We start from the raw sequence: 11,861 nt of genomic DNA on the forward strand, positions 1-11,861 counted from the left end.
GCTCCGCCCCCCGTGGTTCCCGCACCCCCGGTCGCTCCCGCACCGCCCGCCGCGCCGGTACCCCCGGCGCCCACGAGCACCCCTCGGCCCGTTCCGTCCACGGCTATGCCCGAGCCCACGAAGAGCCAGGCACCGGAACCGACCCGCGCACCTCGGCCGCCCCAACCACCGGCGCCCACGCGGCCGGCGGCGCCGACCGCCGATCCGGACCCCACACAGAAGGGGACTAAGCCCGCGCCGATCACCACACCAGGGAAGGGACAAGCCTCTCCTGGTCGGTGAGCGACCCGTGCTGGCCCACCATGGCCAGGGGCCGGGTTCCCTGTCGGGAGACGTCGTACAGGGCGATGTCCTCGCGGGCCAGCACCCACACGTCGCCTGCTCGTTCGAGCAATCCTTGATCCGGCGCGGGGCCGAAGTACCCGTGCGCCGCAAGGTGCTGCTTGGTGGCCACCCACACGACGTTCCCGTAGTGCGCGCTCCAACGGCTTGCCAGTTCTTCCGGATCGGTGTCCGCGTCCGTGTGCAGTTGTACCGCCCGGGGCTCACCCGCGGTGAGCCGCACCCCGGCCATGAGCTCGGGGACCGCGCTGTAGTCCACGCGGTGCTCGGGGGCCACGTCCACCATGCCATGGTCCGCGGTGAGGATCACCCGGGTGTTGGCGGGCAATTTGGTCACGAGCCGCTTGAGCGCGGAATCAAGTTCCTCGAGGGAGCGTAACCAGTCGTCCGAGCGCCACCCCGCTTTGTGACCGGTCTTGTCCAGCTCGTCCCAGTAGAAGTACACGAGCCCGCGCCTGCCCTCCCGCAGTTGCTCAAGGGTGCGCGCGGTGCGGGCGTACACACCGTGGGCGCCCACGAAACGGCCACCACGCAGCACGGCCCTCGTAAGGGCGGAGGACTCGAAGCGTGGTGAGCTCACCGTCACGGCGTCCGCGTGCTGCGCGGCGCGCTCCAGGACCGTGGGCTCGGGTTGCCAGGCAAGCGGGTCCACGTCTGAGGGCCAGTTGCCGAGCATGTTGACCACGCGGTCGGAGGCGGGGTCCACGACGTCGTAGCCGAGCATGCCGTGACGCCCCGGTGTGGCTCCGGTGCCCAGGCACGAGAGCGAGACGGACGTGGTCGTGGGGAACGCGGCATCGAGCTCACCGAGTGACTGGGCCGCGCGCAGGGTGGGCGCGTAGCTCGCCGTCTCCCTCAGCAAGCGCGAGCCGAGACCGTCCACGAGCACCACCACATAGCGTTGCGCGGACGGCAAGCTGAGGGCGTTGCGGAAACCGGGGACGCCCAGGGCCGCGGCCGCGGAACCCATGACCTCCGCGACGCTGCGCGAACCGTAGCGCGGCGCACGCGGCAGCTCCGGGGCGGCGGGATCCTCCACATTCACGCGTTGCGCCCCGAATCGCGGCCGTTGAACCGGTGACCGAACCGCGGTCGCGATGCCGGCGGTTCGGGACGGGCCGCGGCGGGGTGCTGCGGCGGGGACTGCGCGATCTGCGCACCGGAATCCGTCAGCGGTGCCACATTGGCCCGGCGCAGCGTGCGCGCGAACTCGCGAGCGCCCTCCACGGCCTCCTGCCCGTCCGCCTCGGAGCTGATGCGCATGACCACGTCCTCGCTCGCGGCAGTGCCCGTGTAACCGTGGTCCGCCTGGCACTCGGGGTCCTCGCACATCGCGGGATACAGCTCGAGCTGTTGGGTCCCGGTCCAGCTCACGGCCAGGTTCAGCTCCATGATCGCGGTGCCCGGGACGTAGTTCTGCGGCTGGTGGTACGCGTAACTCAGCGTGACCGAGCGGATCTGGGAGATCGGCACGGTCTCGGACGAGACCCGAGCCACGGTGTCCGAACCGTTCTCGTCATACTGTTGGTCGTCCACGTGCGTGATGTGCAGGACGTCCTCCGCGAGCACGAGGGCCGTGATGTGCCGGTGCAACTCCGTGTTGGTGAAATGGGTTTCCAACTGCACCAGGTGGGACACCGGGCGCCGCCCGTCCAGGGAGTCCATGACCACGTCCGTGACCAGTTGCGGATAGAAACCCGCCTTCTCGATGTCCTGGACCAGGCGCGATCCATCGGGTGCTGAGTATGTCATGGCGCCATTGTCCTCCACCGCGCCGCCCGGGGCACATTGCGACCCTTCGCGGTCCGGCACACGGCGCAACCCTCCGCCGCCCGGCGCCTCACGGGGCCACCACGCACGAAACTGTGCCGTCCTCGAGCTTCGAACAGATCGGGGTCACGTCCGTGGTGGGCGCCGGTTCCGGGTCCCTCGTGGGAGAGATGGTGGGGGCCGGTGTCTGCACCGGTGACGGATCACCGCCCCACTGCACCAGCACGGGGCCGAGCCACAGGTACCCCGCGGCGAGGGCCAGGAGTGCGAGCGTGAGCGCTAGGACCCACCACGGCCAGCGGACCGCTCGCCGAGCGTGCGGCTCCCGTTCGTCCGCCGTGCCACCCGGGTCCACGCCGCCACCGGCTCCCGTGTCCGCTTCCCGCCCTCTGGCAGCCAGGCCGGTTGCGGTACCCACGGCAGTGATACCGGTGGGGTTCACGCCCGTGAAGCCCGCAGGATCCACGATCGTGATCTCCTCGGACCGGTCCGGAGCGCTCGCCCCTCCCGAGGTGCCCACGGGGTGCCTTTCGAGCATCGCGGGCGTGCCCTCCACGGGGTTCAGCCGCTCGGTCGTGTCCTGCCCAGCACCGGTTCCGATCGCGTGCGCAGCGGTCACCTCGTTCACGGGGGCGAAGGGGCGCAACCGGTCACCGCCGCGCTCGGCCATAGGCCGGTGCTCACCCCCGGCGATCACCTTCCGGTGCACCGCGTGCCACGCGATGGGCGCCTCCGTGGTCCCGCCCGCCCCGGGAGGTAACCGCGCGGCGTCGAGCACCGGGGACAGCTCACGCTCCGTGGTGGGTTCGAGGACGTCGAAGACCTCGAACGGCTCGCCATCCACCGTCTCGCTGGGCCGGTCCCGGCGGGCGGCCGCCGTGGCCGTGAGACTCGCGAGCAGCTGGTCGGCGGCGCGCGTGCGCTCCGCGGGCACGATGCTGAGCAGTCCGGCCACGCCCGCGTGTAACAGCGGGGAACCCCCGAACAAGCCGAGGCGGGCCACGTCCTCCGGGCGCAAGGGGTCGCCACTGAGATCCACCTCGGGCAGGACCATGCGCACCGCCGTGACCCCGGCGGCATAAAGGTCCATGGTGCGAGACGGATTCCCCGGGGCGTACGCCTCGGTCGGCAGGTACCCGGGGGTACCCACCACGGTGCCGGCGTGCGTGAGGCGCGCATCGGTCACGCGCACGGCGATCCCGAAGTCCGCGAGCCGGGCCACGGGGGTCCCCGAACCCGTGGGTTCGAGCAGCACGTTGGCGGGCTTGACGTCCCGGTGCACCCAGCCGTGCTCGTGGACGAAGCGCAGTGCCTCGAGCAGCTGACACATCAGCTCCTCCGCGAGCCAGTCCGCCACGGGACCGTTGTCCTGCAGCGCGGCCTCGAGGGTGCCCCCGGACACGAGCTCCATGGCGATGGCCACGTGTTCGTCCTCCGCGGCCCAGCCGTACGGAGCCACGACGTGCGGGTGCTCGAGGTCCACGGACTGTTCCCGCACGAAGCGCAACAGCTCCGCCGAATCACGCTGCCGCAACACCTTGGCCGCGCATTCCCTGCCCCGGCGCAGGTCGTGGGCTCGCCACACGGCCCCGCTGCCACCCTCGGCGATGGGTGTCAGCAGTTCGAAGCGTCCGGCTATCGTGTCCCGCACTCGGTTCGCGGTCCCGTGCTAGCCCAGCATGGCGCGCCGGGCGCTGTCCGTGCGTTGTCCCGGGTCCCCGATCTTGACCGCGGCAGAAAGCACCGTGACGACGGATCCGGAGAGCACGACCGGGTTCAGTTCCAGGAACGCGATCTCGGGGAAGCGGTCCTTGAGAAAGGCCACATGGTTGATCAGCTGCTCCAATCCGGTGGTGTCCACGGGCGGGACGCCCTGGTAGCCGAACAGTTTCCGCGCGGCCTTGGGCGCGCGCACCATGCGAGTGATGTCCCGGTCGGTCAGCGGGGGCACGCGGTGGGCCCAGTCGTCCAGCAGGTGCACGGCGTCCCCGGCCATCCCGAAGGACAGGACGGGACCGATGAGTGGGTCCTCCGCGGCGCGCACCACCACGGTCTGACCCGTGGGCGCCATGGACTGCACCTCGAAATCGCTCGCGTTCCAGCCCGCGAGCGTGCGCTTCATGGTCTCGATCGCGGCACCCAGTTGGTCCGCGTTCGCGATGTTGAGCACCACGCCACCCAGGTCCAGGCGGTGGCGCAGGAACGGGTCCGTGGTCTTCAGGGCCACGGGGTAGCCGAGCCGTTCGGCGGCGGCGTACGCGGCCTCCGGGTCCGTGAACCGCACGGACTCGAGCACGCGGATCCCCGCGAGACCCAGCAGCTCGTTGCGCTCGGCGATCTCCAGTTCGTAGAGCGCGTCCCCGCTGATCTTCTCGCGCAGCCGTTCCAGGAACTTCTCGACGCCGTCGGAATCGAACTCCTCGGGCGACACCATCACGCCCTGGTCCTGCGAGCGCCATGTCATGTAGTCCACGACGCTCGCAAGCGCGCGCAGGGCGGCGCCGGGCGAATCGAAGCACGGCAGGGCGGCGTCGTCCGCGGTGTGCACGGACGAGGTCATGGCCTCGGGGCCGTACTGACCCGTGAACACGACCACGGTCGTTCGGTCGGCGTCGCGCGCGGCCCGGGCGACGTCGCTCGCGAGCGTCGCGGTGTCCAGGCCGCGCACGGGCATGAGCACGAGCACGACGCTGTCGACCGCATCCGACGAGAGCTGAGCGCGCACGGCGTCCAGGACGGCCTCGTGCGCCCGCTCGGGCCCGTTGGAGGTGTCCACGGTGCCGTCCACGACGGCGGGGTCGAGCCGTAGGCGCAGGGCCGTGTCCTCGGCGAGCTGCGCGAGCGCGAGCGCGTTCGAGACCACGGCCACGCGCGGGGAGGCGGGCAGCGGCTGGCTCTCCGCGATCGCGGCGATGTCGAGCAACTGCTCGGCTGTGGTCGCACGGATCACCCCGGCCTGGCGAAACATCGCGTCGAGCGCGCCGGTCGGGGCCTGGGTGACCCGGCCCGTGTGGCCCGGCGGGAGCCGCAGGCCGGTGACCTCGGACTTCGCGACGATCACGGGCTTGCTCAGCGAGAGCCTGCGCGCAATGCGCGAGAACTTGCGCGGGTTGCCCACCGACTGCAGGTAGAGACCGCACACCGTGGTGGCGGGGTCGTCCTCCCAGTACTGCATGAGGTCGTTGCCGGAGACGTCCGCGCGGTTCCCCGCCGAGAGGTAGCTGGACATCCCCACGCCGTGGCGCTGCGCGGCACCGTAGAGCATGGTGCCGATCGCCCCGGACTGGGAGAACAGTCCCAGTCCTCCGCGGCGCGGCAACTCGGGCAGAACGGACGCGTTGAGCGAGACCTCTGGATCGGTCGTGAACAGGCCCAGGCTCGCTGGGCCTACCACGCGCATCCCCGCGGCGCGGGCGATCCGCACCAGGCGGCGCTGGGCGGCCGCGCCCTCCGCACCGTCCTCGGCGTAACCGCCCGTCATCACGACGACGGCGCGCACTCCCGCCCTGCCGCACTGCGTCACGGTCTCCTCCACCGATTCGCGCGGCACCGCGATCACCGCGAGGTCCACGGTGCCCTCGATCTCGTCGAGGGACGAGACGAAGTGCAGCCCGTCGCGCTCGTACGGCGAATGACCTACGCCGTAGAGCGTGCCCGTGTACCCGCCCGTGAGGATGCCCTCGACCGCGTGGAACCCCGCGTGGTCCCGGTTCGCGGACGCTCCCACGACCGCCACGGTGGCCGGTGTCAGCAGGTCCGTGATGGACCGGGCCTCCGCGCGGTGCTCGCGCGCGGCCATCACCGCGAGTGACTTCTCGGTGGGGTCGATGTCGAAGTCCACGACCACCACGCCGTCCTCGAACTGACGGGAGACGTCGTAGCCGGCCTCCACGAAGACGTGGAGCATCTTGCGGTTCTCCGGCAGCACCTCCGCAGTGAAGCGGTCGATCCCGTTCTCGCGGGCGGCGGCGGCCAGGTGCTCCAACAGGATGGACCCGATTCCCCGCCCCTGGTGGTGATCGGAGATCATGAACGCGACCTCCGCCGAGCGCTGCGTGGTGCGGTCGTAGCGGCCGACACCGATCATCCGCTCCCCCAGGATCAGCACGAAGCACACGCGGTCCCGGTGGTCCACCGTGGAGAAGCGGTCCAGTTCCCGCTGGGACAGGGTCGGTTTGTAGGAGAAGAACCGCAGGTAGATGCTGTCCTCGGACTGCCCGGAGTGGAACTCCTGGAGCAGGTCCTGGTCCTCGGGGCTGATGGGGCGCAGGTGCGCGGTGGCGCCGTCGCGCAGGATGACGTCCGCCTCCCAGTACTCGGGGTAGGTCTGCTGCGGCGCGGCGTCGTCGGTGGTAGCCATAGACTTCAGAGTAGCCAACCGCCTGCTCCGGTCACAGGAGCACGCCCTGATTTCAAGGAGTTACCCCTCGATGGCTCGTCGCCGCTCAGCCACGCGTTCTCCCCAGGACGAACTGCCCAAGGACTTCACCGAGCACATCGTGGACGTGGACGTCACGCAGGAGATGGAGACGAGCTTCCTGGAGTACTCCTACTCCGTGATCTACTCCCGCGCGCTGCCGGACGCCCGGGACGGTCTCAAGCCCGTGCAGCGGCGGATCCTGTTCATGATGGACCAGATGGGCCTGCGCCCGGACCGCGGCCACGTCAAGAGTGCGCGCGTGGTGGGCGAGGTCATGGGCAAGCTGCACCCCCACGGTGACGCCGCGATCTACGACGCCATGGTCCGCATGGCGCAGTCCTTCGCGATGCGCGTGCCACTCGTGGACGGGCACGGCAACTTCGGGTCGCTCGACGACGGTCCGGCGGCCCCGCGCTACACGGAGGCCCGGATGGCCCCGGCCGCGCGCACGCTCACGGGTGACCTCGACGAGGACGTCGTGGACTTCGTGCCCAACTACGACAACCAGTTCCAGCAGCCCGCGGTGCTGCCGGCCGCGTACCCCAACCTGCTCGTCAACGGGGCCACCGGGATTGCGGTGGGCATGGCCACGAACATGGCACCGCACAACATGCGCGAGGTCGCGGCCGGGGCCCGGCACCTCATCCTGAACCCCGAGGCCACGCTCGAGGAACTCATGCGGTTCATCCCCGGTCCGGACCTGCCCTCCGGCGGTCGGATCGTGGGCCTCGAGGGCGTGCGGGACGCCTACCGCACCGGGCGGGGTTCGTTCCGCACGCGCGCCACGGTCTCCGTGGAACAGGTCTCGCCCCGCAAGCAGGGCATCGTGGTGACCGAGCTGCCGTACATGGTGGGCCCCGAGAAGGTCACCGAGAAGATCAAGGACGCGGTCCAGGCCAAGAAGCTCGCCGGGATCTCGGACGTCGTGGACCTCACCGACCGCACCAACGGGCTGCGCCTGGTCATCGAGCTCAAGAACGGTTTCAACCCGCAGGCCGTGCTCGCGCAGCTGTACAAGCACACACCGCTCGAGGAGTCCTTCGGGATCAACAACGTGGCTCTCGTGGAGGGTCAGCCCCGCACCATGGGGCTGCTCGAGCTGTTGCGGGTCTACAGCGACCACCGGATCAGTGTGGTGCGCCGGCGCACCGCGTTCCGCCTGGCCAAGCGGCAGAACCGGTTGCACCTCGTGGAGGGGTTGCTGATCGCGATCCTCGACATCGACGAGGTCATCCAGATCATCCGTTCCTCCGAGGAGACGGCCGAGGCCCGGGACCGGTTGATCGCGGTCTTCGACCTCTCCCGCGCGCAGTCCGAGCACATCCTGGAACTGCGGTTGCGTCAGCTGACCAAGTTCTCCCGGATCGAGCTCGAGGCCGAGCGGGACACCCTGCAGCGGGAGATCGCCGAACTCGAGGCAATCCTGGGCTCGGAGACCGCGCTGCGCGGCGTCGTCGCGGACGAGCTCACCGAGACCGCGGAGAAGTTCGGTGACGAGCGGCGCACCGTGCTGCTCGAGGCCGAGGACCTGCCCGCGGTCACCGCGGAGAACGCGCGCGGGAAGAAGAACGCGGCACCGTCCGTGGCGCTCGAGATCAGCGACGACCCGTGCTGGGTGTTCCTGTCCACGACCGGGCGGATCGCCCGCAGCGCCGTGCGCACCCCGCTCGCTGACGGCTCCCGGCGCTTCAAGCACGACGCCCTGACGAGCGTGGTGCCCTCGACGGCGCGCGGGGAGATCGCCGCGATCACGTCCACGGGCCGGATGCTGCGCGTCTCGTGCGTGGACGTGCCCGTGCTGCAGGAGTTCGACGGCGTTCCCCGCCTCGCGGACGGCGTGCCCGCCGCGGACTTCCTGGGTCTGGACAAGAACGAGACGCTCGTGGGACTCGTGCCCAGCAATGCCGTGTTCGCGATTGGGACCGCGGACGGCGTGGTCAAGCGCGTGAACCCCGACTACCCGCTGAACCTGGACCAGTGGCCCGCGATCAAGCTCAAGGACGGGGACTCGGTGGTGGGTGTGGGTGCCGCGCCGGTCGACGCGGAACTCGTGTTGGTCTCCTCGGACGCCAAGCTGCTGCACTTCCCCGCATCCGCGGTGCGCCCCCAGGGCCGAACGGCCGGTGGCGTGGCCGGGATGAAACTCGCGGCGGACGAGCACGTGATCTTCTTCGGGGCGGTGGCACCGAGCGAGTCCACCGTGGTGGTCACCCAGGCCCGCAGTGACGGTCAGCTGCCCGAGATGGGCGAGGCGTCCGTGAAGGTCACCCCGCTCTCGGAATTCCCCGCCAAGGGCCGCGCGACCGCCGGTGTGCGGGCCCAGCGACTACTCGCGGGTGAGACCGGGTTGACCCTGGCGTGGGTCGGCCACGGGCCGGGCAAGGCCGTGTCCGCGGCGGGCGTCGCGCGATCGCTCCCCGTGGAGTATGGGCGCCGGGACGGTTCCGGTGTGGGCATCGACCGTGCGGTCGCGGCCGTGGGACCCGCGCTCAGAGGTCTCCCCGTGCCGGGGACCACGACGGATGGGGAGTCAGCCGCGGAGGACGAATGACCCGCGCACCGGGCGCCGCGGAGGAGGATGGATCGGCGACGGTCGGCGACCGACCCGCGCACGGGGCGACGGCGGCGTCACCCGCGGACGACCGACCGTCCGGGGCGTCGCGCCGCCCGGCGCGTGAGACGGCGCCGCTGCCCGAGCACACCACCTGAGGCGCTCAGGCGTCGATCTGCTCCTGGTTGAGCTGGGCGGCACCGGCCACGATGAAGTCCTTGCGCGGGGCCACCTGCGAGCCCATGAGCAGGGAGAACGCGCGCTCGGCGGCCTCGGCGTCGGACACGCGCACGCGCCGCAGGACACGGTGGCGGATGTCCATCGTGGTCTCCGCGAGCTGATCGGCGTCCATCTCCCCCAGGCCCTTGTAGCGCTGGATGGGCTCCTTGTACCGACGATCCTGCTCTTCGAGGCTGCCCAGCAGCGTGTCGAGTTCGCGCTCCGAATACGTGTAGACCATCTCGTTGGGCTTGGAGCCCGGGTTGACGATCTGCACCCGGTGCAGCGGGGGCACCGCGGCGTAGACCCGTCCGGCCTCCACGAGCGGGCGCATGTAACGGTAGAAGAGCGTGAGCAACAGGGTGCGGATGTGGGCGCCGTCCACGTCCGCGTCCGTCATCATGATGACCTTGCCGTAGCGGGCGGCGTCCAGGTCGAAGCTGCGACCCGACCCGGCCCCGATTACCTGGATCAGGGCCGCGCACTCGGCGTTCGCGAGCATGTCCGTGATCGAGGCCTTCTGCACGTTCAGGATCTTGCCGCGGATCGGCAACAGCGCTTGGTAGTTGGAGTTGCGGGCGAGCCGGGCGGTGCCGAGCGCAGAGTCGCCCTCCACGATGAACAGCTCCGAGCGGTCCACGTCCGCGGAACGGCACTCCACGAGTTTCGTGGGCATCGACGACGTCTCGAGCGCGTTCTTGCGCCGCTGGGTCTCCTTGTGCACTCGGGCCGAGATCCGGGACTTCATCTCCGCGACGACCTTCTCGAGCAGCTGACCGGCCTGGGCCCTGTCGTCCCGCTTCTTGGAAGTCAGCTGCTTGGTGAGCTCCGCCTCCACGACCTTAGCGACGATCTGGCGCACCGCAGGGGTGCCCAGCACCTCCTTGGTCTGCCCCTCGAACTGGGGTTCGGCCAACCGGACCGTGAGTACCGCGGTGAGCCCGGCCAGGACGTCGTCCTTCTCGAGCTTGTCGTTACCCGCCTTGAGCTTGCGGGAGTTGGTCTCCACCTGCTTGCGCAGGGTCTTGAGCAGCGCATTTTCGAAACCGCTTAAGTGGGTGCCACCCTTGGGCGTGGCGATGATGTTGACGAACGAGCGCACCGTGCTGTCGTACCCCACGCCCCAGCGCAGGGCCACGTCCACCTCGCACGTGCGATCCACGTCGGTGAGCCGGGCGTGTCCGGACTCGTCGAGCACAGGGACCCGCTCGGTGAAACTGCCCTGCCCCTGCAGCCGCCACACGTCGGTGACGGGCGCGTCCGCGGCGAGGAACTCCGCGAACTCCGAGATCCCGCCGTCGTACTGGAAGACCTCCTCCACGGGACCGTCCGCGCCCGGTGTACCCGGCAGGCGGCGTTCGTCTTGCACGGTGATCTTCAGCCCGGGGATCAGGAACGCGGTCTGGCGGGCGCGGCGCACGAGCTCCTCGGTGGAGAAGCGCGCGTCCGGGGTGAAGATCTGATCGTCGGCCCAGTAGCGGATCCGTGTGCCGGTGACGCCGCGCTTGGCTCTGCCCACGACCTGCAGGTGCGAGTCGGTCGTGAACGCCTCGAACGGTGCACTCGGGGACGGCGCCCCCTTGTCCGTGAACGTCCCGGGCTCACCGCGTTTGAACGACATCTGGTAGGTCTTGCCGCCACGGTCCACCTGCACGTCCAGGCGCGCGGACAGCGCATTGACCACCGAGGCACCCACGCCGTGCAGCCCGCCCGACGCCGTGTACGAACCGCCGCCGAACTTGCCGCCGGCGTGCAGTTTGGTGAACACGACCTCCACGCCCGTGAGGCCCGTGCGGGGTTCGGTGTCGATGGGGATGCCGCGACCGTCGTCATGGACCTCCACGCACCCGTCCCGGTGCAGGATCACCGTGATGTCCTGGCCGTACCCCGCGAGCGCCTCGTCGACGGAGTTGTCGATGATCTCCCACAGGCAGTGCATCAGACCGCGCGAGTCCGTGGAGCCGATGTACATGCCCGGGCGTTTGCGTACCGCCTCGAGGCCCTCCAGGACGGAGAGGTGGCGGGCGTTGTATTCGGAACGGGACGGTGTCACGGTGGTGCTACTCCGGGGTTCGGGGGCGGCCCGCGGGCGGTGCGGGACCATCCCACTGTAGTCGGCACCCGGGGTTTGTGCGCGGTGGGCGAAACAGGGCCTTCGTGGGAAGCATTGACTGCACGCGTGGGTTGTACTGGTACGTGCGATCGGGGCGCGACACCCCTGATGGCCGTGCGGCGGCTCAGATGAGCGCCGTCGCATTCCGTACCCCGTGAGGAGGATCCCATGAACGCGACACTCGAAGCGCGTGAACTTAACGCGACCCACCGTTGCGACGCCTGCGGTGCCCAGGCATACGTCCGCGTGGTCCTCGAATCCACCGGTGGCGAGCTGCTGTTTTGCGCCCACCACGCTCGTGCGAACGAGGAGAAGCTGCGCCCGTTGGCCGCCACGTGGCAGGACGAGACGCAGCACATCGGCGCCTGAGCGACAGGCCCACCCGCGGCGTTCCGGTCCCCCGCCGGAACGCCCGGACACGAAGGAAGGCGCGCATCCTCGGATGC

The 11,861-nt window shown here is 70.2% G+C and carries 7 protein-coding genes; 2 read left to right on the top strand and 5 right to left on the bottom strand.

Annotated features, from left to right (window positions below):
* Positions 1–241 precede the first annotated feature (241 nt).
* From A5728_RS11740 to A5728_RS11755, 4 genes are all read right to left on the bottom strand, one after another.
* Positions 242–1,312, bottom strand: a complete 1,071-nt coding sequence (locus tag A5728_RS11740; protein WP_082943448.1) for an alkaline phosphatase family protein — start codon at positions 1,310–1,312, stop codon at positions 242–244.
* Between the two features lie 71 nt (positions 1,313–1,383).
* Positions 1,384–2,094 carry a DUF5998 family protein gene (locus A5728_RS11745; RefSeq protein ID WP_064847252.1) on the bottom strand — a complete coding sequence of 237 codons (711 nt, stop codon included), beginning with the start codon at positions 2,092–2,094 and terminating at the stop codon, positions 1,384–1,386.
* An 88-nt stretch (positions 2,095–2,182) separates the two neighbouring features.
* Positions 2,183–3,763 (bottom strand): serine/threonine-protein kinase, encoded by a 1,581-nt coding sequence (locus A5728_RS11750; protein WP_064847253.1) that lies wholly within the window; start codon positions 3,761–3,763, stop codon positions 2,183–2,185.
* Between the two features lie 18 nt (positions 3,764–3,781).
* Positions 3,782–6,472, bottom strand: coding sequence for a GNAT family N-acetyltransferase (locus A5728_RS11755; protein WP_064847254.1), 2,691 nt, complete (start codon positions 6,470–6,472; stop codon positions 3,782–3,784).
* Positions 6,473–6,542: 70 nt separating this feature from the next.
* On the opposite strand from A5728_RS11755, the gene A5728_RS11760 reads away from it, so the two are divergent.
* Positions 6,543–9,083, top strand: coding sequence for a DNA topoisomerase (ATP-hydrolyzing) subunit A (locus A5728_RS11760; RefSeq protein WP_064847255.1), 2,541 nt, complete (start codon positions 6,543–6,545; stop codon positions 9,081–9,083).
* A gap of 163 nt (positions 9,084–9,246) precedes the next feature.
* On the opposite strand, the gene A5728_RS11765 is transcribed toward A5728_RS11760, so the two are convergent.
* Positions 9,247–11,355 (bottom strand): type IIA DNA topoisomerase subunit B, encoded by a 2,109-nt coding sequence (locus tag A5728_RS11765; protein ID WP_064847256.1) that lies wholly within the window; start codon positions 11,353–11,355, stop codon positions 9,247–9,249.
* Positions 11,356–11,583: 228 nt separating this feature from the next.
* On the opposite strand from A5728_RS11765, the gene A5728_RS11770 reads away from it, so the two are divergent.
* Positions 11,584–11,784 carry a hypothetical protein gene (locus tag A5728_RS11770; RefSeq protein WP_035961388.1) on the top strand — a complete coding sequence of 67 codons (201 nt, stop codon included), beginning with the start codon at positions 11,584–11,586 and terminating at the stop codon, positions 11,782–11,784.
* The last annotated feature ends 77 nt before the right edge of the window (positions 11,785–11,861 follow it).

This window comes from Kocuria sp. ICS0012, assembly GCF_001665945.1.
In the GTDB taxonomy this organism is placed as follows: Bacteria; Actinomycetota; Actinomycetes; order Actinomycetales; family Micrococcaceae; genus Kocuria; species Kocuria marina.

Excerpts from the sequence above, each read along its gene's own strand:
- A5728_RS11745 (WP_064847252.1), bottom strand. The coding sequence starts at position 2,094 with ATGACATACTCAGCACCCGATGGATCGCGCCTGGTCCAGGACATCGAG.
- A5728_RS11740 (WP_082943448.1), bottom strand. The coding sequence starts at position 1,312 with ATGGGTTCCGCGGCCGCGGCCCTGGGCGTCCCCGGTTTCCGCAACGCC.
- A5728_RS11755 (WP_064847254.1), bottom strand. The coding sequence starts at position 6,472 with ATGGCTACCACCGACGACGCCGCGCCGCAGCAGACCTACCCCGAGTAC.
- A5728_RS11760 (WP_064847255.1), top strand. The coding sequence starts at position 6,543 with ATGGCTCGTCGCCGCTCAGCCACGCGTTCTCCCCAGGACGAACTGCCC.
- A5728_RS11770 (WP_035961388.1), top strand. The coding sequence starts at position 11,584 with ATGAACGCGACACTCGAAGCGCGTGAACTTAACGCGACCCACCGTTGC.